The organism is Monashia sp. NPDC004114 (assembly GCF_053603855.1).
The window spans coordinates 291939-311978 of record NZ_JBSGGK010000004.1 but is presented as its reverse complement, the minus strand read 5'-3'; the positions used below and the strand labels follow the sequence as shown (position 1 = coordinate 311978).

At 70.4% G+C, this 20040-nt stretch carries 21 protein-coding genes; 16 read left to right on the top strand and 5 right to left on the bottom strand.

All coding sequences use genetic code 11. The features are described from left to right. Positions 1–234: 234 nt before the first annotated feature. Positions 235–1584 carry an NAD(P)/FAD-dependent oxidoreductase gene (locus ACWEOW_RS08230; protein ID WP_452268718.1) on the top strand — a complete coding sequence of 450 codons (1350 nt, stop codon included), beginning with the start codon at positions 235–237 and terminating at the stop codon, positions 1582–1584. Between the two features lie 78 nt (positions 1585–1662). On the opposite strand, the gene ACWEOW_RS08225 is transcribed toward ACWEOW_RS08230, so the two are convergent. Next, positions 1663–2100 carry a DUF6918 family protein gene (locus ACWEOW_RS08225; protein ID WP_452268689.1) on the bottom strand — a complete coding sequence of 146 codons (438 nt, stop codon included), beginning with the start codon at positions 2098–2100 and terminating at the stop codon, positions 1663–1665. A 147-nt stretch (positions 2101–2247) separates the two neighbouring features. Between ACWEOW_RS08225 and ACWEOW_RS08220 the strand changes: the two genes are divergently transcribed. Both ACWEOW_RS08220 and ACWEOW_RS08215 read left to right on the top strand, forming a co-directional pair. Further along, complete coding sequence (locus ACWEOW_RS08220; RefSeq protein ID WP_452268688.1) at positions 2248–2529, top strand: F0F1 ATP synthase subunit epsilon; 282 nt, start codon at positions 2248–2250, stop codon at positions 2527–2529. 10 nt (positions 2530–2539) lie between these two features. After that, entirely contained in the window at positions 2540–2977 is a 438-nt protein-coding gene (locus ACWEOW_RS08215) for a DUF2550 domain-containing protein (protein ID WP_452268687.1), read from the top strand. Here the strand turns inward: ACWEOW_RS08215 and ACWEOW_RS08210 are convergent, their stop codons facing one another. Further along, a complete protein-coding gene (locus tag ACWEOW_RS08210) occupies positions 2978–3619 on the bottom strand; it encodes a cob(I)yrinic acid a,c-diamide adenosyltransferase (RefSeq protein ID WP_452268686.1) in 642 nt (213 codons plus the stop codon). Positions 3620–3703: 84 nt separating this feature from the next. Here ACWEOW_RS08210 and murA point away from each other — a divergent pair, with 84 nt between their 5' ends. From murA to ACWEOW_RS08190, 4 genes are all read left to right on the top strand, one after another. Beyond that, entirely contained in the window at positions 3704–4987 is a 1284-nt protein-coding gene (gene murA, locus ACWEOW_RS08205) for a UDP-N-acetylglucosamine 1-carboxyvinyltransferase (protein ID WP_452268685.1), read from the top strand. Positions 4988–5186: 199 nt separating this feature from the next. Next, a complete protein-coding gene (locus tag ACWEOW_RS08200; RefSeq protein ID WP_452268684.1) occupies positions 5187–5546 on the top strand; it encodes an STAS domain-containing protein in 360 nt (119 codons plus the stop codon). 118 nt (positions 5547–5664) lie between these two features. Continuing rightward, positions 5665–7683: a protein meaA gene (locus tag ACWEOW_RS08195; protein ID WP_452268717.1), complete on the top strand. Its 2019-nt coding sequence runs from the start codon at positions 5665–5667 to the stop codon at positions 7681–7683. Between the two features lie 34 nt (positions 7684–7717). Continuing rightward, positions 7718–8062 carry a hypothetical protein gene (locus ACWEOW_RS08190; protein WP_452268683.1) on the top strand — a complete coding sequence of 115 codons (345 nt, stop codon included), beginning with the start codon at positions 7718–7720 and terminating at the stop codon, positions 8060–8062. 22 nt (positions 8063–8084) lie between these two features. Here the strand turns inward: ACWEOW_RS08190 and nucS are convergent, their stop codons facing one another. Beyond that, positions 8085–8780: an endonuclease NucS gene (nucS, locus tag ACWEOW_RS08185; RefSeq protein WP_452268682.1), complete on the bottom strand. Its 696-nt coding sequence runs from the start codon at positions 8778–8780 to the stop codon at positions 8085–8087. An 87-nt stretch (positions 8781–8867) separates the two neighbouring features. Here nucS and ACWEOW_RS08180 point away from each other — a divergent pair, with 87 nt between their 5' ends. Both ACWEOW_RS08180 and ACWEOW_RS08175 read left to right on the top strand, forming a co-directional pair. Continuing rightward, complete coding sequence (locus ACWEOW_RS08180; RefSeq protein ID WP_452268681.1) at positions 8868–10655, top strand: 3-hydroxyacyl-CoA dehydrogenase family protein; 1788 nt, start codon at positions 8868–8870, stop codon at positions 10653–10655. Positions 10656–10759: 104 nt separating this feature from the next. Continuing rightward, positions 10760–11068 carry a hypothetical protein gene (locus tag ACWEOW_RS08175; protein ID WP_452268680.1) on the top strand — a complete coding sequence of 103 codons (309 nt, stop codon included), beginning with the start codon at positions 10760–10762 and terminating at the stop codon, positions 11066–11068. A gap of 132 nt (positions 11069–11200) precedes the next feature. Here ACWEOW_RS08175 and ccrA read toward each other — a convergent pair whose 3' ends face one another. After that, the gene (ccrA, locus tag ACWEOW_RS08170; RefSeq protein ID WP_452268679.1) at positions 11201–12541 is read right to left on the bottom strand and encodes a crotonyl-CoA carboxylase/reductase; all 1341 of its coding nucleotides are present in this window, start codon (positions 12539–12541) and stop codon (positions 11201–11203) included. 206 nt (positions 12542–12747) lie between these two features. Here ccrA and ACWEOW_RS08165 point away from each other — a divergent pair, with 206 nt between their 5' ends. Then, complete coding sequence (locus tag ACWEOW_RS08165; protein ID WP_452268678.1) at positions 12748–13539, top strand: polysaccharide deacetylase family protein; 792 nt, start codon at positions 12748–12750, stop codon at positions 13537–13539. 86 nt (positions 13540–13625) lie between these two features. Here ACWEOW_RS08165 and mce read toward each other — a convergent pair whose 3' ends face one another. Beyond that, positions 13626–14066: a methylmalonyl-CoA epimerase gene (mce, locus tag ACWEOW_RS08160; RefSeq protein ID WP_452268677.1), complete on the bottom strand. Its 441-nt coding sequence runs from the start codon at positions 14064–14066 to the stop codon at positions 13626–13628. Between the two features lie 136 nt (positions 14067–14202). On the opposite strand from mce, the gene ACWEOW_RS08155 reads away from it, so the two are divergent. The 6 genes from ACWEOW_RS08155 (at position 14203) to ACWEOW_RS08130 (ending at position 20007) form a co-directional block, all read left to right on the top strand. Beyond that, the gene (locus ACWEOW_RS08155; RefSeq protein WP_452268676.1) at positions 14203–15405 is read left to right on the top strand and encodes an acetyl-CoA C-acetyltransferase; all 1203 of its coding nucleotides are present in this window, start codon (positions 14203–14205) and stop codon (positions 15403–15405) included. 23 nt (positions 15406–15428) lie between these two features. After that, positions 15429–16403, top strand: coding sequence for a methylmalonyl Co-A mutase-associated GTPase MeaB (gene meaB, locus ACWEOW_RS08150; RefSeq protein ID WP_452268675.1), 975 nt, complete (start codon positions 15429–15431; stop codon positions 16401–16403). Between the two features lie 133 nt (positions 16404–16536). Further along, complete coding sequence (locus ACWEOW_RS08145) at positions 16537–17544, top strand: N-acetyltransferase family protein (RefSeq protein WP_452268674.1); 1008 nt, start codon at positions 16537–16539, stop codon at positions 17542–17544. A gap of 46 nt (positions 17545–17590) precedes the next feature. Beyond that, a complete protein-coding gene (locus ACWEOW_RS08140) occupies positions 17591–17905 on the top strand; it encodes a thiamine-binding protein (protein ID WP_452268673.1) in 315 nt (104 codons plus the stop codon). 153 nt (positions 17906–18058) lie between these two features. After that, positions 18059–19051, top strand: coding sequence for a hypothetical protein (locus ACWEOW_RS08135; protein WP_452268672.1), 993 nt, complete (start codon positions 18059–18061; stop codon positions 19049–19051). A gap of 14 nt (positions 19052–19065) precedes the next feature. After that, complete coding sequence (locus ACWEOW_RS08130; RefSeq protein ID WP_452268671.1) at positions 19066–20007, top strand: co-chaperone YbbN; 942 nt, start codon at positions 19066–19068, stop codon at positions 20005–20007. The last annotated feature ends 33 nt before the right edge of the window (positions 20008–20040 follow it).

The following is a 20040-nucleotide window of genomic DNA, read 5'->3' as shown; positions in this document are numbered from 1 at the left end:
CGGCCCGGGGGGCATGGCCACGAGCTGCTCGTTGTTCACGCAAGTGGGAGCCGCGTCATCGCCGACCAGCCCGACCGCAACTCACCGGACCATCACACGAGGACAAGGAGAATCGTGAGCCCGTCCACCCCGCAGGCCCCCCAACACCCCGCTGCCGCGCCCGCTGCGGCAGGAGCGCCCGCTGCGGCAGCAGCGCCCGCGCCGCCCGCCGAGGAGCACCGGCAGCGCCACCGCGTGGTCGTCATCGGATCCGGCTTCGGCGGCCTGTTCAGCACGCAGAAGCTGAAGCGAGCGGACGTCGACGTGACGCTCATCGCCCGGACGACGCACCACCTGTTCCAGCCGCTGCTCTACCAGGTCGCGACCGGCATCCTGTCCGAGGGCGAGATCGCGCCTGCCACCCGGGAGGTGCTGCGGCGCCAGTCGAACGCCAAGGTCCTCCTCGGCGACGTGACCCAGATCGACCTGGCCGCACGCACCGTGACCCACCACGTCGTCGGCCGCGAGACCGTGACGCCCTACGACTCGCTCATCGTCGCAGCCGGGGCGGGCCAGTCCTACTTCGGACATGACGAGTTCTCCCGGCACGCGCCGGGCATGAAGTCGATCGACGACGCGCTGGAGCTCCGCGGCCGGATCTTCGGCTCGTTCGAGCTGGCCGAGCTGGCCTCGACGCCCGCGGAGATCGAGCGCCTGATGACCTTCGTCGTCGTCGGCGCCGGCGCGACCGGCGTCGAGATGGCCGGCCAGATCGCCGAGCTCGCCAACCGCACCCTGCGTCGCGACTTCCGGCGGATCGACCCGTCCAAGGCCCGCGTCATCCTGCTCGACGCGGCCCCGGCGGTGCTCGGCTCGTTCGGCGAGAAGCTCGGTGACCGCGCGGTCAAGCGACTCACCACGATGGGCGTGGAGGTCCGGCTCGGCGCCAAGGTCGTGGACGTCGACTCGACAGGCATCGAGGTCGAGCACTCCGACGGCAGCCGCGAGCGCATCGAGTCGGTCTGCAAGGTCTGGGCCGCCGGCGTCAGCGCCTCTCCCCTCGGGCAGCAGCTCGCCGAGCAGTCAGGCGCCACCCTCGACCGGGCGGGTCGCGTCCAGGTCAACAACGACCTCACGCTGCCCGGTCATCCCGAGGTCTTCGTCGTCGGCGACATGATGGCCCTGGACCACCTCCCCGGCGTCGCCCAGGTCGCGATCCAGGGTGGCCGGTATGCCGCAGAACAGATCACTCGCCGCCTGGAGGGCAAGCCTGCCAAGGGCCCCTTCGAGTACGTCGACAAGGGCTCGATGGCCACGATCTCGCGATTCTCGGCCGTCGCGTCCGTGGGCAAGGCTCAGTTCAGCGGGTTCTTCGCCTGGATCCTCTGGCTGGCCGTGCACCTCGTCTACATCATCGGCTTCAAGCACCGCGTGACGACGTTGCTCCACTGGGTCGTGACGTTCGTCGGTCGCGGGCGGTCCGAGCGGGTGGTGACCGAGCAGCAGGTGTTTGCGCGCCAGGCAATCGCCGATCTGGGCAGCGAGTTCTCACCTGAGCTGCCGCGACTGGCCAAGGACCGGCTGCCCGAGCAGGACGACGACTGAGCGCTGGTGACCGGTACCGCGGCTGGGGCCGGGGCCGCACGGCCCCGGCCCCAGCCGGCACGGTGATGCGTCAGGCTGTCAGACGACGAGGCCCTCGACGGCGTCGCCAAGGCGGGGGAGTGCGGCCACGACGTGGTCCTTGGCCTTGCCGCGCAGCGTGCCGTAGACCTTGGCTGCGGCCCCGTGCGAGGTGTTGGCGGCCTTCGAGTCGGTCACGGCGAGCAGCGCGTCAGCGACGGCGTCGGGCTGCGACGCCAGGTAGGCGCCGAAGCCCTGGTCGCCCTTGGTGGCCCAGAACGGGTCGAGAGCCGTGGCGAACTGGGGCAGGAGGCGGTCGGTCGCGCTCGACACGAAGTCGCCGCCGAGCTTCTTCGCGGCTGCGTAGCCGGCCTTGACGGCCGCGCCGCCGAGGCCGGACTTGTCGGAGACCTCGGCGTCGATGACGCCGGTCAGGGCGTTGACGGCGGCGGGGCGACGGGTCGGCTCGAGCAGGGCGTCGGACACAGCAGTGCTCATGTGCATGGCTCCTCGGGGAAGGGTCAGGAGGGGAGGACTGACGAATGGTGTTCGGACAGCACGAAGGTGGCCGGGGCCACCTCGCGTACGGAGCATCCTTGCAGAGGCACTAAACTGACCGGCACACGCCCACGAACTGGAGGAAACGTGAGTTCGCTCAAGGTTGAGATGGTCGCCGCCGACCGAAAGGTGTGGGAGGGCGAGGCCAAGTTCGTTCGGGCCCGCTCCATCTCGGGTGAGCTCGGCATCCTGCCCGGACACGCACCACTGCTCGGGATTCTCGTCGAAGGCGAGGTGGCCATCGAGTCCCTCGAAGGCGGGCGCAGCACCGTGATGGTCGACGGTGGGTTCCTGTCGGTCGACTCCGACGTCGTGACCATCGTCGCCGAGCACGTCGACGCCTCATCGCTGCAGACGACGAGCAACTGAGGTCGAAAGCGTGCCGTCCGTTCTCGTCTCGACCGAGATCGTGATCGGCACGCTCCTTGTCATTGCGGTCGTCGTGCTCGCGACGACCTACCTGCGCCGTCGCTACATCGCCGGCGGACTGCCCCTGACGCTGTGTGGCTTCCGGCGCCGCGCCGGTGCCCGCTGGCGGCTCGGCCTGATCCGCTTCGGTGACAACGCCCTCGAGTGGTACACACTCGGGGGCGTCTCCCTGCGTCCGAAGCACCGCTGGCAGCGCCAGCGGCTCCTGCTCGACGCGCCCAAGCCTCTCGCCGCGCACGAGACCCTCCCGCTGCTTCCCGACGCGAGCCTGGTCACATGCAGCGACGGCACCCGTGAGTTCGAGCTCGCGCTCCAGGGGCCGGACTACACCGCCCTGCGCTCCTGGCAGGAGGCGGCCCCGCCTGGGTACAACGTCAACGTCGCGTGACTAGCCTCTCGCCTCGCGCGAGGGCTTCTCGACGCGACCGCCGCCGGGCTGCCAGAGGACGTCGCCCCCGATCGGCTTGTTCGCGATCCTCGCGAGGATGAAGAGCAGGTCGGACAGGCGGTTGAGGTACTTGGCCGTGAGGACGTTGACCCCGCCGACGCCCTTGGCTGCAGCGGCACCGCCCGGTTCGTCGCCGTGCGTCTCGATCGCAGCCCACGCGGATCGCTCCGCGCGCCGCGTGACCGTCGTGGCCAGGTGGAGGTATGCCGCTCCGGGTGTGCCTCCCGGGAGGATGAACGACCGCAGCTTCTCGACCTGCGCGAGGTAGTGGTCGCAGTCGCTCTCGAGGTCGTCCACCCACGGCTGCTCCACGCGCAGCGGCGGGTAGTCGTACTCCTCACGCAGCGGCGTGGACAGGTCGGCCCCGACGTCGAAGAGCTCGTTCTGCACGCGCTGGAGCGTCGCCTTCACCTCGTCCGAGAGGCCTCCACCGGCGATGGCGATCCCGATCGCGGCGTTCGCCTCGTTGGTGTCGGCGTACGCGTGCAGGCGCGGGTCGTTCTTGGTCGTGCGGGAGAAGTCGCCCAGGCTCGTCGTGCCGTCGTCGCCGGTGCGCGTGTAGATGCGCGTGAGGTTGACCATGCGCCCACTCTCTCATCATCGTGGGCTCGCTCCGCTCGTCGGTCCAGGCGTGACGCGCGCCGAACCCTCGCTAGGGTGCGGTGGGTGAGAGAGCGATTCCGTGTCGTCGGTGGCGCGCGACTGGTGGGCGAGGTCGCCGTCGTCGGCGCCAAGAACAGCGCCCTCAAGCTGATGGCGGTCGCGCTGCTCGCCCGTGGTCGCACCACACTGACCAACGTCCCGGCGATCGCCGACGTGACGATCATGGCTGAGCTGCTGCGCCGGCTCGGCGTCGACGTCGAGCACGACCCGGCGACAGGCTCCGTCGTCCTCGACGTGCCACAGGCTCTTGGCCACCGCGCCGACTACGAGCTCGTCCGGGCCCTGCGCGCGTCGATCTCCGTGCTCGGCCCGCTGGTCGCCCGGGTGGGCGAGGCGGACGTCGCGGTGCCCGGTGGCGACGCGATCGGCTCGCGGGGTCTCGATCTTCATGCCGCGGGACTCGAGGCGCTCGGAGCCGAGGTCCACGTGACCCACGGCTACCTCGTCGCCACGGCCCGCAACGGTCTGCACGGCGCCGACATCCGGCTCGACTTCCCCAGCGTCGGCGCGACCGAGAACATCCTCACGGCCTCGGTGCTCGCGCGAGGCACGACAACGATCGACAACGCCGCGAAGGAGCCCGAGATCGTCGATATCGCGACGATGCTCGTCTCGATGGGGGCGCGGGTCGAGGGCGCGGGCACGTCACGCATCACGGTCCACGGCGTGGACGCCCTGGAGCCGACGACACATGCTGTCGTGTCCGACCGGATCGCGGCCGGGACCTGGGCGTTCGCGGCGGCGACCACGCGAGGGGACGTCGAGGTCGTCGGCGGGGTCGCCGAGCACCTGCGTGCCCCGCTCGGTGCTCTGCAGAAGGCCGGCTGCACTGTCGAGATCACCGAGCGAGGGTTCCGGGTCGCGACCGGTGTTGTCCGACCCCGGGCCTTCGACGTGGCGACGCTTCCCTATCCGGGCTTCCCGACCGACCTTCAGCCGTTCGCGCTGACCTACAACGCCGTCGCCGACGGGTCGGCCATGGTCACCGAGAACCTCTTCGAGGCGCGCTTCCGTACGGTGCAGGAGCTGGCCCGGCTCGGGGCAGAGGCCACGATCGATGGCCATCACGTCATGACGCACGGCGTCCCGCTGCTCTCGGGTGCGCCCGTCGAGAGCAGTGACATCCGCTCTGGAGCGGCGCTCGTCATCGCTGGTCTCGTGGCGGAGGGCGACACCCTGGTCAGTGGCGTCCACCACATCGACCGCGGCTACCCGCGCTTCGAGCAGGCGCTGCGCGACCTGGGCGCGCAGGTCACGCGCGAGCCCGACGACGCGCCCTATGAGTAGCACTCCGGACCCGCTCCGAGGGTCAGTCGACCGCCACGCGAAGCGGACGGCATACCCCCTCGGGGTTCCCTCAGCGTGACCGACACAACTTTTCAGCGTTGGGTCGTATTTTCTTGACCTTTTCTTGACTCCGAGGGGCAACGTTTTTGGACAAACAGGCGTCATCATGAGTGACGGCACAGCGTTGGAAGGGGTCACCATGACGCTGAACACCCACCGAAGGGGTCCGGTGAAGGTTGTTGATGCGCCCGATGGGCACGACGTCATCATCGAGGGTCGCCTCGATTTCCACACTGTTCCTGACATACGCGATGCCATCCATGCCGTGATTCTGCGCGGTCCGGGAGAGATCCGGCTGCACCTGAGCGACGCCGAGATCGGCGACGCCACGGGGCTCGGGGTCATCGTGCACCTGCACCGCCGGGCCACCCGTGCGGACCGGCGCCTGACGCTCGTCGACGCGAGCCCGCGGACGACGCGTCTGCTGCGTGGGTGCCGGCTCGACCGGATCCTGGCCCCGCGCCACCCGGTTGCCACTGTGGCGCCTCTCACCGCCTGAGCCGCTCCCCAGCGCCAGGGGTCGGCGCTACCGTCGAGCCATGCCTTCGACGGAGAGTGCGCCGCCCGCGTCCGACAGCGGCGCGCCGCGGGTGCGCACGCCGGACCGGCCCTGGGTCATGCGGACCTACGCGGGTCACTCGAGCGCCGCGGCGAGCAACGCGCTCTACCGCCGCAACCTCGCCAAGGGACAGACCGGACTCTCGGTGGCGTTCGACCTGCCGACCCAGACCGGGTACGACCCCGACCACCCGCTCGCTCGGGGTGAGGTCGGCAAGGTCGGCGTCCCGATCAGCCACGTCGGCGACATGGAGGCGCTCTTCGCGGCGATCCCGCTGCGGGAGATGAACACGTCGATGACGATCAACGCCACGGCGATGTGGCTGCTCGCGCTGTACCAGGTCACGGCCGAACGTCAGGCGCGTGCGGCAGGCCAGGACCCGGCCGCGTGGGTGCACGAGCTCTCCGGCACGACGCAGAACGACATCATCAAGGAGTATCTCTCCCGAGGGACGTACGTCTTCCCGCCCGGGCCGTCCCTGCGGCTGATCACCGACATGGTCGCCTACACGGTGCGCGAGATCCCGAGGTGGAACCCGATCAACATCTGCAGCTACCACTTGCAGGAGGCCGGCGCGACGCCCGTCCAGGAGGTCGCGTTCTCCATGTCGACCGCGATCGCCGTCCTCGACGCCGTTCGGGACTCGGGCCAGGTGCCCATGGCCGAGTTCGCCGATGTCGTGGCCCGCATCTCGTTCTTCGTCAACGCGGGCGTGCGGTTCGTCGAGGAGATGTGCAAGATGCGCGCCTTCGTCGAGATCTGGGACGAGCTGACGCGCGAGCGCTACGGCGTGACCGACGCGAAGGCACGCCGGTTCAGGTACGGCGTCCAGGTCAACAGCCTCGGCCTCACCGAGGCACAGCCCGAGAACAACGTCCAGCGCATCGTGCTCGAGATGCTCGCGGTGACCCTGAGCAAGGACGCGCGGGCCCGCGCGATCCAGCTGCCCGCCTGGAACGAGGCGCTGGGCCTGCCCCGGCCCTGGGACCAGCAGTGGTCGCTCCGGATGCAGCAGGTGCTCGCCTTCGAGTCCGACCTGCTCGAGTACGACGACCTGTTCACCGGATCGGTGGTCGTCGAGGGCAAGGTCGCCGAGCTGGTCGCCGGTGCCAAGGCCGAGATCGCACGGATCGACGCGATGGGCGGTGCGGTCGCCGCGGTCGAGTCGGGCTACATGAAGTCCGCGCTCGTGGCCTCCCATGCCGAGCGCAGGCGCCGCATCGAGGCGGGCGCGGACGTCATCGTCGGCCTCAACCGGTTCGAGACGACCGAGCCCAACCCGCTCACGGCTGACCTCGGCACCGCGATCCAGACCGTCGACCCCTCGGTCGAGCAGGCGGCTGCCGGGGCTGTCCGCGCGTGGCGTGAGGGCCGGGACGCCGATCCCGGCCGCAAGGCGCAGGCGGCCCATGCGCTGGAGCGGCTCCGGGCCGACGCGGCGTCCGGTGCGAACCTCATGGCCGCCTCGCTCGAGTGCGCCCGAGCCGACGTGACGACGGGGGAGTGGGCGCAGGCACTGCGTGCCGAGTTCGGCGAGTACCGCGCACCGACCGGCGTCTCCGGCTCCGTCGGCCTGTCTCCGGCCGAGGCAGGCGGGGCGCTGGCCAACGTCCGCGCGGCGGTCGCCCGCACGGGCGAAGAGCTCGGGGAGAAGCTGCGCATCCTCGTCGGCAAGCCTGGGCTCGACGGCCACAGCAACGGTGCAGAGCAGGTGGCGGTCCGCGCCCGCGATGCCGGGTTCGAGGTCGTCTACCAGGGCATCCGCCTCACGCCCGAGCAGATCGTCGCCGCGGCCGTCGCCGAGGACGTCCACCTCGTCGGGCTCTCGATCCTCAGTGGCTCGCACATGGAGCTTGTGCCGGAGGTCCTGCGCGGACTCGAGGCGGCCGGGGCCGGCGACGTGCCGGTCATCGTCGGTGGCATCATCCCCGAGTCCGACGCCGCGGCGCTGCGGGCGGCGGGGGTCGCGATGGTCTTCACCCCCAAGGACTTCGGCCTCAACGACATCATGGGGGAGATGGTCGGTGTGATCCGGACCGCTCGCGGGCTTGCGCCACTCGAGGTCGTCCGCAGCTGACCACCCTGGGTCCGGGACGGCATACAGTCGACGCGTGAGCGATCTGCAGTGTGCGGCCCGGCTCATCGTCCTGACGCCCGCGGGGCTCGGCGACGTGGCCTGGCTCGCGTCCTCGATCCACCTCGAGCGCGTGCAGGCGGTGTATGCCGCCGACGACGTCCCCGACACCGGGCCTGTAGAGACCTTGGCCGAGGACCTCGGTGTGCCGGCGCACCTGGGCCACGGCGACCTGTCGGACGCATCGCAGGGCCTGCAGGAGGTCGTCGACCGTCACCGGGGCGAGACCGTGGTCATCGTCCGCGGAGGTGACGAGCCGGACCCGGTGCTCATGCTGGTCGACGCCGACGGGGTGCGCACCGAGGCGTTGGACCTCGAGTAGCTCGCAGTGGGCAAGCAGCAGGTCAGAAGAGCCGCGAGCTGATGTCGTCGAGCCCGCGCAGGGCGTCGTAGTCGAGCACCACGCATCGGATGCCGCGGTCCTCGGCGAGGGTCCGCGCCTGCGGCTTGATCTCCTGGGCGGCGAAGACACCTGTCACCGGCGTCAGGTGCGGGTCGCGGTTCATCAGCTCGAGGTAGCGGGTGAGCTGCTCCACCCCGTCGATCTCGCCACGGCGCTTGATCTCGACCGCGATGCTCGCGCCCGAGGCGTCGCGGGCCAGGATGTCGACCGGACCGATCGCCGTCATGTACTCGCGGCGGACGAGCGAGTAGCCCTCGCCGAGAGTGTGGATGTGCTCGGCGAGGAGCTTCTGCAGGTGAGCCTCCACGCCGTCCTTGACCAGGCCGGGGTCGATGCCGAGCTCGTGGGCGCTGTCGTGCAGGACCTCGTGGATGAGCACCGTCAGCCGGTCGTCGGACTTGGCGTGCTGAACGCGCCACACCGCGACGGCACCGTCCTGCGCCTGCTCCTCGTCGGGCTCGGTCTCGGCCATCGAGCAGGGCGGGGACATCCAGTTGAGCGGTTTGTACGACCCGCCGTCGCTGTGCACGAGCACGGACCCGTCGGCCTTGACGAGCAGCAGCCGGGTCGCCAGCGGCAGATGGGCGGTGAGGCGGCCGTCGTAGTCGACGCTGCAGCGGGCAATGACGAGTCGCACCGGGCCACCCTAGTCGCACCCCGCGCGTGGGGAGTGTCACCCCGGCGCCGGGTGTGAGTGGCCGGCCGGCTCTGGGAGACTCCACGCATGGCTCGTGAGTTCAGCAAGGTCGGCGTCATCGGACTCGGCACCATGGGTGCCGGCATCGTCGAGGTGTTCGCGCGCAACGGCATCGACGTCGTTGCCGTCGAGATCACCGACGAGGCCGTCGAGAAGGGACGAGGGGTGCTCGAGCACTCCACCGGTCGTGCCGTCGCACGCGGCAAGCTGAGCGAGCAGGACCAGGCGGCGCTGTTCGACCGCGTCCGGTTCACCAGCGACATGGCGGACCTCAAGGAGTGCCAGCTCGTCGTCGAGGCGGTGCCCGAGCACCTCGACCTCAAGAAGAAGATCTTCGCGACGCTCGACACGATCGTCGCCGACGACGCCATCCTCGCCACCAACACCTCGAGCCTGCCGGTCACCGAGATCGCCGTTGCGACGGTCAACCCCAAGCGCGTCGTCGGCATGCACTTCTTCAACCCGGCGCCCGTCCTGCAGTTCGTCGAGGTGATCAAGACCGTGATCACGAGCGACGAGACCTTCGAGGACGTCAAGGCGCTGGCCGAGCGGCTCGGCAAGAAGCCGGTCGTGGTCGGTGACAAGGCGGGCTTCATCGCCAACGCCCTGCTGTTCGGCTACCTCAACCACGCGGTGTCGATGTATGAGAGCAAGTACGCCTCGCGCGAGGACATCGACGCGGCGATGAAGCTGGGCTGCGGTTACCCGATGGGCCCGCTCGCGCTGATGGACCTCATCGGCCTCGACACGGCATACGAGATCCTCGACACGATGTACAAGCAGGGGCGGGATCGACTTCATGCACCGAGCCCGATCATCAAGCAGATGGTCACCGCGGGCCTCAAGGGCCGCAAGAGCGGGCGCGGTTTCTACACGTATGCCGAGCCCGGATCCTCGCAGGTCGTGGCGGACGCGCTGACGCCGGCCGGTGACGCGCCGGACGCGCACGGCGCGGTGGCGACTCGCTCGGTGCGCACGGTCGGCGTGGTCGGCTCGGGCACGATGGCCACCGGCATCGTCGAGGTGCTGGCCAAGGCCGGCCTCGACGTCACCTACGTCGCGCGGTCCGAGGCGAAGGTCGCAGCCGTCCGGGCGGCCGTCGAGAACAGCCTCGAGAAGGCCGTCCAGCGTGGCAAGGCGACCGAGGCGGAGCGCGCCGAGGCCCTCGGGCACGTCCGCGGGACGACCCGCCTGGACGACCTCGCCCTGGTCGACCTCGTCATCGAGGCCGTCGTCGAGGACCTCGGCGTCAAGCGCGCGCTCTTCGAGAACCTCGACGAGATCTGCAGGCCGGGAGCCATCCTCGCGACGACGACGAGCTCGCTGCCCGTCGTCGAGTGCGCCGCAGCGACGAAGCGGCCTCAGGACGTCATCGGCATGCACTTCTTCAACCCGGCGCAGGTCATGCGGCTCGTGGAGGTCGTACACACCGTGTCCACGGCCGACGATGTCGTGGCGACGGTGCAGCAGCTGTGCGCGGCCGTGGGCAAGCACGCGGTGACGTGCGGCGACCGGGCCGGCTTCATCGTCAACGCCCTGCTGTTCCCCTACCTCAACGACGCCGTGAAGATGCTCGAGGCCAACTACTCGACGGCCGACGACATCGACACCGCGATGAAGACCGGATGCGGCCTGCCGATGGGACCGTTCGAGCTGCTGGACGTCGTCGGTCTCGACGTGTCGCTCGCCATCGAACGTGAGCTCTACCTCGAGTTCCGCGAGCGCGGGTACGCTCCGGCCCCGCTGCTGGAGCACCTGGTGACCGCCGGGTATCTCGGCCGCAAGACGGGTCGCGGCTTCCGCACCTACGCCTGACACGGCATACCTCGGCAGCGCAACACACCCGGAAACGGCCGGCTACCGCGAGTTTCACCCGGGTCGTGTTTCCGGTTGCCGGGTGACTTGCGGAGAATGGCCGTATGCCGTCCCGCCGCCGTCCCAGCAAGCACGCGCGGCCGCACGTGCCCCTCGACGTCACCCGCATCCAGGGTGGAAGCACGCGGGAGGAGACGTATGCCGGCCGGAGCTGGACGGTGCGCTCCGTGACAGGCGCGTCCGCCAGCCGGCCGTACCTGTGCCCCGGGTGCCAGCAGGACATCCTGCCGGGCCTGCCGCACGTGGTCGTGTGGCCGGCCGACGGGGTCGGCGGCATCGACGACCGCAGGCACTGGCACACCGGCTGCTGGCAGCGTCGCGACGCGCGCCCGCCCGGCAACGCCTACCGCTGAAACGCGCCGGCACAGGCGCGGGCCGCGCCGGGTGTCCCCTCCTGGCGGCAACACACCGAGCAGTCGGCAAGTTCGCCGGAAATTTCCGTCGAACCTCGCGGGTGCTCGGTGTGTTGCGGGGGAGGGCGGGGGCTACTGGTTGCGGAACCGGTTGATCGCAGGCTCGAGCCGGGCGCGCTTGTCCACGTCGGTGACGCCGAGGCCCGGCTCAGGTGACAGGGTGAGCACACCCACCTTGCCCTGGTGCGCGTTCCGGTGGACGTCGAGCGCCGCCTGTCCGACCTCCTCGAGCGCATACGTCTTGCTCAGCGTCGGCTGGATCAGCCCTCGGTTGATGAGCTCGTTGGCCTCCCAGGCCTCGCGGTAGTTGGCGAAGTGGCTGGACACGATCCGCTTGAGGTTCATCCAGAGATAGCGGTTGTCGTACTCGTGGAGGTACCCCGACGTCGAGGCGCACGTGACGATGGTGCCGCCCTTGCGCGCGACGTAGACGCTCGCACCGAACGTCTCTCGGCCGGGGTGCTCGAAGACGATGTCGACGTCATAGCCTCCGGTCAGCTCACGGATCCGCTTGCCCAGCCGCTGCCACTCGCGGGGGTTCTGCTCGGTGCCCTCGTCGTTCCAGAACCGGTAGCCCTCGGCGTTGCGGTCGATGATCAGCTCGGCGCCCATCGAGCGGCAGATCTCGGCCTTCTCGGGGGAGGACACCACACAGATCGGCGTCGCCCCGCCGGCGAGCGCCATCTGGGTGGCATACGAGCCCAGGCCACCGGAGGCGCCCCAGATGAGCACGCGGTCGCCGAGCTTCATCGCCGCGCCGTTCTTCGAGATCAGCTGGCGGTATGCCGTCGAGTTGACCAGGCCGGGGGACGCCGCCTCCTCCCACGTCAGATGGGCGGGCTTGGGCATGAGCTGGTTGGACTTGACCACTGCAAGCTCGGCGAGGCCGCCGAAGTTGGTCTCGAAGCCCCAGATCCGCTGCTGCGGGTCGAGCATCGTGTCGTTGTGGCCGTCGGCGTCCTCGAGCTCGACCGACAGGCAGTGCGCGACGACCTCCTGGCCCGGCTTCCACTTCGTCACCCCGGGGGCGGTGCGCAGGATGACGCCTGCGAGGTCGGACCCGACGACGTGGTACGGAAGGTCGTGCCGCTTGGCGTACTCCGACGTGCGCCCGTAGCGTTCGAGGAAGCCGAAGGTGGGCAGCGGCTCGAAGATCGAGGTCCAGACCGTGTTGTAGTTGATCGCGCTGGCCATGACGGCGACGAGTGCCTCTCCCGGGGCGAGCTCGGGCACGGGCACATCGTCGATGTGCAGCGACTTGCGAGGGTCCTTGTCGCGCGTGGCGAGCCCCTCGAACATCCCTACCTCGTCCTTGTGCACCGTCGCCCCCCGGTAGTGCCCGGGGATCTCGAGGTTGGCGTAGGTCTCCTGGGAGCGGTCGCCGGAGAGGATGGCGTCGCGGATGGCCTGCATCGTGGAGGTCCTTTGTTCGCAGCGTCACGGAGTGGTCGGCCGGCAGCGCGGCCTCATCCGAACGTAGCGAGGCTCGCTGGATGCGGGCACCCATCTGAGACGGCCACCACAGGTGACCTGGGTCACGAGGGTCGGAAGTCCGGACGGCCTGGCGGACTCGGGCGAAAACGCAGGCGCTCCTAGGCTTCCGGGCGCACACTGTGCGCGTGGCACCAGGGGAGGCCGGTTCGGCCGTGTCGAGACGGGCGACGCTGCTCGGGAGCCTCGGCGTGTGCGCCCTGGCGCTCTGGCCGAGGGTCGACGCCACGCTTCACCCGGGAGGCCCGGGGCACGAGACCGACAGCAGTCTGGTCCGCCACGAGATCGACCCGGAAGGCGTGGTCCGCATCATCACACAGCGTCCCTGGGTCGGGCTCACGTTCGACGACGGCCCCGACCCTGCCTTCACTCCCGAGGTCCTCGACGTTCTCGCGGCGTACGGGGCCCGAGCGACGTTCTTCGCCGTCGGGCGCAACCTCGAGGCGCACCCGGACATCGCGCGTCGCATCGTCAGCGACGGCCACCGCCTCTCGAACCACACGCAGGACCACCTCTGGCTCGACCGGCTCGGCGACGCCGCCCTCACCCACCAGCTCGAGGCCGGGCACGACGCGGTGGCGCGCTACGACCCGGTCGGGGCTCGCCTCGTCCGGCCGCCACGCGGCTGGACCTCGGCGACGGTCGCGCAGCGGACGCGTGAGCTCGGGCAGCGCTCGGTCTTCTGGAGCGCCTGCCTCGAGTCCGCGCTGCACGACGGAGCTCGCTCCGGCGGTCGCTCCGTGGGCGAGAGCCTGCAGCCGGGGGATGTCGTCCTGGCCCATGACGGCGGGCGGATCAGTGGGCCCAACGCCCAGGACCTCGACCGGACGCCCTCCGTCGAGGCGCTGCCTGCGCTGCTGGACGTGCTGCGCCGGCGCGGGCTGCTCGCGGTGCCGGTGCAGGACCTGCTGCGCGCCTGACCCCTCCCCGGGTCGGTGCTCACCGCGCCGTATGGCGCGCGGTCACACATCGACTGGCGTAGCGGTGCGGCGTTGGTGCCCGCGCCTCAGTGGCCGGGTGGGGCGGGCTCCACGAGCTCGACGAGCACACCGCCGGCGTCCTTGGGGTGGATGAAGTTGACCCGGCTGTCGCTCGTGCCCCGCCTCGGCGCGTCGTAGAGCAGCCGCAGGCCACGGTCCCGCAGGGTCTCGGACACGGCGTCGATGTCGGCGACCCGGTACGCGATCTGCTGCATGCCCGGCCCGTTCCGGTCCAGGAACTTGGCGATCGTCGACTCGGGGGACAGTGGCGCGAGCAGCTGGATGCACGACCCGGAGTCGCCGACGCCCATCATCGCCTCGCGCACCCCCTGCTCCTCGTTCGTCTCCTCGTGGAGCATGGTCATGCCGTACTTCTCCTCGTAGAACGCGATGGCCGCGTCCAGGTCGGGCACGGCGATGCCGACGTGGTCGATGTGGGTGAACAGGGGGCCCGCGAGTGCGCTCATGTCTCCACGCTAGGGCGGCAGGGCGGCATACCGAGCGGGTATGCCGTGTGCGCTTGGTCATGCCGTGACAGGGGTGCCCGCATGCCGAGACTAGAGTGGACAGGACACCCGAAATGACGTCGGAAGAGGCATCTCCATGACTGACCGTCCCACCTCCGTGATCGTCGCCGGAGCGCGCACCCCCATGGGTCGCCTGCTCGGCTCGCTCAAGGACTTCTCCGGCTCCGAACTCGGTGGCCTCGCCATCAAGGGAGCCCTCGAGAAGGCCGGGGTCGCTCCCGAGCAGGTCGAGTACGTCATCATGGGCCAGGTGCTGCAGGCCGGGGCCGGCCAGATCCCGGCTCGCCAGGCGGCCGCCGCGGCCGGCATCCCGATGACCGTCCCATCCATCACCATCAACAAGGTCTGCCTGTCGGGGATCAACGCGATCGCGATGGCCGACCAGCTGATCCGCGCCGGCGAGTTCGACATCGTCGTGGCCGGCGGCCAGGAGTCGATGACCAACGCGCCCCACCTGATGACGAAGTCTCGCGAGGGCTACAAGTACGGCGACGTCACGATGCGCGACCACATGGCCTACGACGGCCTCTGGGACGCCTTCACCGACCAGGCGATGGGCGCCCTCACCGAGGCCGCCAACGTCGGCGACCAGGCGTTCACCCGCGAGCAGCAGGACGAGTTCTCGGCCCGCTCGCACCAGCTTGCTGCCAAGGCGTGGAAGGACGGCCTCTTCGACGACGAGGTCGTCTCGGTCAAGATCCCGCAGCGCAAGGGCGAGCCGATCGAGTTCAAGAGCGACGAGGGCATCCGCGCGGACACGACCACCGCGTCCCTCGCTGGCCTGCGTCCGGCCTTCAGCAAGGACGGCACCATCACCGCCGGATCGGCCTCGCAGATCTCCGACGGCGCCGCAGCCGTCGTGGTCATGAGCAAGACCAAGGCGCAGGAGCTGGGCCTCACGTGGCTCGCCGAGATCGGCGCGCACGGCGTCGTCGCCGGCCCCGACTCGACCCTCCAGCAGCAGCCGGCCCGGGCCATTGCACGGGCGTGCGAGAAGGAGGGCATCACGCCCGCCGACCTCGACCTCGTCGAGATCAACGAGGCCTTCGCCGCAGTCGGGCTCGCCTCGGCCAAGGAGCTCGGACTCGACCTCGAGAAGGTCAACGTCAACGGCGGCGCGATCGCGCTCGGCCACCCGATCGGGATGTCCGGCGCTCGCCTCGCGCTGCACCTGGCACTGGAGCTGAAGCGTCGTGGGGGCGGCGTCGGCGCGGCCGCCCTGTGCGGCGGCGGCGGCCAGGGCGACGCCCTCATCGTCCGCGTCCCGGCCTCGGCCTGACGCACCGCCGACGCGCCGCACCGGTGACGCGCCGGACCGTCGACGTCCCCGCCTTGGTCGAGTCGGCCAGGGCGGGTTCGCCGCGCGCGGTCGCCCGCCTCATCTCCCTCGTGGAGGACGGGCACGGGGCGCTGCGCGAGGTGATGGCCGCGCTCGCGCCTCACTCCGGCACGGCATACGTCATCGGCCTCACGGGCTCACCCGGCGTGGGGAAGTCCACGACGACCACCGCGCTCGTCGGAGCGTTCCGCGAGCGCGGCCTGCGGGTGGGGGTGCTCGCCGTCGACCCGTCGTCGCCCTTCTCGGGCGGTGCCCTGCTCGGCGACCGGGTGCGCATGCAGGACCACGCCCTCGACCCCGAGGTCTACATCCGGTCGATGGCCTCGCGGGGCCACCTCGGCGGGCTGTCGTGGACCACGCCGCAGGCGATCCGGGTGCTCGATGCGGCCGGCTGCGACGTCGTGCTCGTCGAGACGGTCGGGGTGGGCCAGTCCGAGGTCGAGATCGCGGGCCTCGCCGACACGTCCGTCGTACTGCTGGCGCCCGGGATGGGTGACGGCATCCAGGCCGCCAAGGCGGGCATCCTCGAGATCGGCGACGTCTTCGTCGTCAACAAGGCTGACCGCGACGGCGCCGACGCGACCGTCCGCGACCTGCGCCACATGATCTCGCTAGGGGACCGCGCGGAGCCCGGCCTATGGCGGCCTCCTGTGGTGAAAACCGTTGCGGCACAGAAGATCGGCGTCGACGAGCTCATGGCGGCGCTCGACAAGCACCGGGCGTTCGTCGATGAGAGCGGCGAGCTGGTGCGCCGGCGGGAGCGACGCGCGGCCGACGAGATCGAGAGCCTCGCGCTGGCCTCGCTACGGGCGCGCTTCGGCCACGTGTCGGCCCACGCGGGCCTTCCTGCGCTCGCGCGCCAGGTGGTCGCCGGCACGCTCGATCCATATGCCGCTGCTGACCAGCTTGTCGACGAGGCTGACCAGCTCGACATCTGACCACGGGCGACCACGGGCGACCTGGGAGACAGGTGGGACTGAGCGCTCACTCGACCGAGGAGACGGCGCCGGTGCGCGCGGGGCGCGGGTAAATCTGTTGTCGCAGCGGGCCGTCCGGTGTCACCGTCTTTGGATGGACATCATCCCGCTCGACCGTGACGACGACGTCATGCTCAAGGAGCTCCACGGCGTCGATGTACGCAGCGACGCGGTCTCGCGCGTGCAGCCGATCCGGCGCAGCCACGAGGAGTTCGTCAAGCAGGTCCGCTTCGACTTCCCCGGGGAGCGCGAAGAGGGCGCGGTCGCGGTGGTCGACGGCACTCCCGTCGGTTGGTCGCGGGTCTCGTTCCCCGAGCGTGAGAACCTCGACAAGTCGTGGTTCCATCTCGAGGTGGACCCGCAGCACCGCGGCGAAGGCGTCGGCTCCGCCCTGCTCGAGTGGAGCGAGGAGCGGGCGCGGGCGGCCGGCCGGGCGATGCTGCTCACCGAGGTCTTCGTGCCGGTGGGCGACCGCGACTCGCACCCCGACCGTGCGTTCGCCCTCAAGCGCGGCTACTCCCTGTCCAGCATCGAGATCGTGCGCTCGCTGAAGCTCCCCGTGGACCCGGCGGTCCTGGCCGGCGAGAAGGCGCGCTCCGCGGCGGCGATGGGCGACGACTACGTGCTCAGCACCTACGTCAACGGAGTGCCCGAGGAGCTGCGCCAGGGCGTCTGTGACGCCTCGAACCGTCTCATCCTCGACGCGCCCACGGGCGACGTGGAGTTCGAGGCGGAGTCACTGACCGTCGATGACCTGCAGACGATGCTGGACCACCTCCTCGAGACGGGTCGCACGCTGGTCACCGCGGTGGCGGTCCACCGCGAGTCGGGCGTCGTCGCGGCTTACACCGACCTCGCCTGGCCGCAGACCGACCAGGACGTCGTCTTCCAGTGGGGGACGCTGGTGCTGCCGGAACACCGGGGACACCGCCTCGGTATGGCGGTCAAGGTCGCCAACCTCGAGGAGCTGGCGCGGGTCGCGCCGGAGCGCAAGCACGTCCAGACGATGAACGACGAGCAGAACCCGTGGATGGTGCAGATCAACAAGGACCTCGGCTTCGAGATCATCGAAGAGGCCCTCTCGATGCGCAAGAACCTCTAGCCGACCCATCCCCGGGGGTCCGGACCCATGGGCCTACGGTGAGGGCATGCTGATCGCCTTCTCCGTAGCGCCCACCGTCGCTGCCGACGACACCGGCTCCGTGAGCGACGCTGTCGCGCGGGCCATCCGCGTCGTGCGTGACTCCGGGCTGCCCCACCGCACCGACGCGATGTTCACGACGATCGAAGGAGACTGGGACGAATGCATGGCTGTCGTGAAGCAGTGCTGCGACCTGCTCGCGCAGACCTCGCCGCGTGTCGGGCTCGTGCTCAAGGCGGACATCCGTCCCGGTTTCACCGGCGAGCTCGATGGCAAGCTCGACCGTCTCGAGCGTGCGCTCGACCGTCAGACGGCTGACTGACCCGATTCACAGGTCGTGCTCGGCGGAGCCGGAAAAGCACGCAAATGTCCGCCGGTAGGCGGCTCGCGGGATTGGGCCCACCCGGGGGTCCGTGCGTATGGTTGTGGGCGGCCGAGCGTACTCGGCCTCTCCCGTGTCACCGAAAGGCCCCCCATGCCCCGCCCCGCGACCAGCCGATGTGCCCTCGTCGCCGCGCTTGCCTGTGCTGCGATGCTCACCGCCTGCACCGGGAACGTCGACGACGGCAGCAACGGCTCAGGGGCGTCCGCCACGCCGGTCATCGCGCCGGAGGAGGCGTCGGCCACGGCGACATCAGCCGTGTCGGCAGCAGCCTCGGCTTCGCTGGACTCGACCGCCGCGGGCGCAACCGCCCGGGAGCAGGCCTACAGCGGCGCGGCCCTGGAGTCCGCGAACGCCTACGCCAAGACGCTCGCGGGGCGGACCCCAGCGGAGAAGGCCGCAGCCGAGCTCGCGACCCAGGGAGCCAAGGTGCTGGCGGTCTCCCGCGAGGGCGACACCCCGCGCCTCATCCTCGTGCAGGCCACGCTCAAGAAGTCCGGCGCGCCCGTCCTCGTCCTGCTCACGAGCAGCGAGCGGGGCGCCCCCTTCAAGGTGGCTGCCCAGACGCCGATGCTCCCGGGCGCCACGCTCGACGCGCTCGACCCGACGACCGACGGCTCGGCCGCGGTCGCCGGCGCCAAGGGCTTGGTCGCCCAGCCCGACGAGGTCACGGCCGCCTTCGCCCAGGCGGTGAAGTACCCCGACCCCACGAGCTCGAAGCTGCTCGCCGCAGACCCCCTCTCGGAGCAGCTGCGGGAGTCGGCCAAGGCCCAGGCGCAGGCCCTGAACAACCAAGGCGCGTTCACCCAGGAGCACGAGCCGAAGGGCGTCATCGGCGGTCTGCGGCTCAAGGACGGCTCGGGCGCGGTCGTCTTCGTGCAGCTCGTGCGCGACGACGCCATCGCCATGCGGACGCCCGTGAAGCTGACGCCCGCCAAGGACCTCACGCTCCTCACCGGGATCAAGAGGATCACGACCGAGGCGAACCTCACCTCCAACGAGATCATCGCCATCGTCATCCCGGCCTCGGGACAGGCCCGCGTCATCGCGGCCTCGGACCAGCTCATCGCTGGATCGGGCCGGTGAGGCAGGATTGATCTATGAGTCACCAGCCATTCACCGCAGCAGCACTGCGCGGTGCCGTCGACCTTTCATCGCTCAAGCGTCCGGCCCCGCAGGATGGCCCCGGCTCCGCCGCGGGGGCCACGTCCGCGGGCGGTGCGCTCGTGGTCGAGGGCACTGACGCCTCGATCCGCGACATCGTCGCCTCGAGTGCCAGGCACCCCGTCGTCATGGTGCTCTGGAGCTCCGCGCTCCCGCAGTCCGCAGACCTGGTCACCTCGTTCCGGTCGGTCGCCGAGAGGTATGCCGGCCGCTTCCAGCTCGTGACCGTCGACGTCGACTCGCAGCTGGCAGTGCGCCAGGCGTTCCAGGTCCAGGCCGTCCCCGTCACCTATGCGCTCGTGCAGGGCCAGCCGGTGCCGCTGTTCGAAGGCGTCCAGCCGGAGGACCAGATCGCGGCCGTCATCGACCAGGTCCTGGCACTCGCTGCGCAGCACGGCGTGACCGGCACGGTGGGCTCCGACGCGCCGCCCGCCGACGACCTGGAGCCGGCGCCCGAGCCGCCCCTGCCGCCGCTGCACCAGAAGGCGTTCGACGCCATCGAGGCCGACGACCTCGACGGCGCGGCCGACGCCTACCGCGAGGCGCTTGCCCAGAACCCGGCTGACACCGAGGCCAAGCTCGGCCTCGCACAGGTCGGCCTCATGCTCCGCACGAAGGACGTCGACGTGCAGGCCGCCCGGGCGACGGCCGCCGCGGCTCCGGCCGATGTGGACGCCCAGATCGTCGTGGCCGACCTCGACCTGCTCGGCGGGCATGTCGAGGACGCCTTCACCCGCCTCATCGACACCGTCCGGGTGACCAGCGATGCCGAGCGCAACAAGGCGCGCGAGCACCTTGTCGAGCTCTTCGACGTCGTGGGCGGGGCCGACGAGCGCGTCGCCAAGGCTCGCAAGGCGCTGATGAGCGCGCTCTTCTGAGCGCTTGACGCCTCGCGTCGTCCGTGGGAGGAG

Bases quoted from the DNA above. Each gene is read 5' to 3' on its own strand.
- ACWEOW_RS08135 (WP_452268672.1), top strand. From the start codon at position 18,059: ATGCCCCGCCCCGCGACCAGCCGATGTGCCCTCGTCGCCGCGCTTGCC.
- ACWEOW_RS08200 (WP_452268684.1), top strand. From the start codon at position 5,187: ATGACGCTGAACACCCACCGAAGGGGTCCGGTGAAGGTTGTTGATGCG.
- ACWEOW_RS08210 (WP_452268686.1), bottom strand. From the start codon at position 3,619: ATGGTCAACCTCACGCGCATCTACACGCGCACCGGCGACGACGGCACG.
- mce (WP_452268677.1), bottom strand. From the start codon at position 14,066: ATGAGCGCACTCGCGGGCCCCCTGTTCACCCACATCGACCACGTCGGC.
- ccrA (WP_452268679.1), bottom strand. From the start codon at position 12,541: ATGCAGGCCATCCGCGACGCCATCCTCTCCGGCGACCGCTCCCAGGAG.
- ACWEOW_RS08180 (WP_452268681.1), top strand. From the start codon at position 8,868: ATGGCTCGTGAGTTCAGCAAGGTCGGCGTCATCGGACTCGGCACCATG.
- ACWEOW_RS08140 (WP_452268673.1), top strand. From the start codon at position 17,591: ATGCTGATCGCCTTCTCCGTAGCGCCCACCGTCGCTGCCGACGACACC.
- ACWEOW_RS08145 (WP_452268674.1), top strand. From the start codon at position 16,537: ATGGACATCATCCCGCTCGACCGTGACGACGACGTCATGCTCAAGGAG.
- ACWEOW_RS08155 (WP_452268676.1), top strand. From the start codon at position 14,203: ATGACTGACCGTCCCACCTCCGTGATCGTCGCCGGAGCGCGCACCCCC.
- ACWEOW_RS08130 (WP_452268671.1), top strand. From the start codon at position 19,066: ATGAGTCACCAGCCATTCACCGCAGCAGCACTGCGCGGTGCCGTCGAC.
- ACWEOW_RS08175 (WP_452268680.1), top strand. From the start codon at position 10,760: ATGCCGTCCCGCCGCCGTCCCAGCAAGCACGCGCGGCCGCACGTGCCC.
- ACWEOW_RS08225 (WP_452268689.1), bottom strand. From the start codon at position 2,100: ATGAGCACTGCTGTGTCCGACGCCCTGCTCGAGCCGACCCGTCGCCCC.
- ACWEOW_RS08195 (WP_452268717.1), top strand. From the start codon at position 5,665: ATGCGGACCTACGCGGGTCACTCGAGCGCCGCGGCGAGCAACGCGCTC.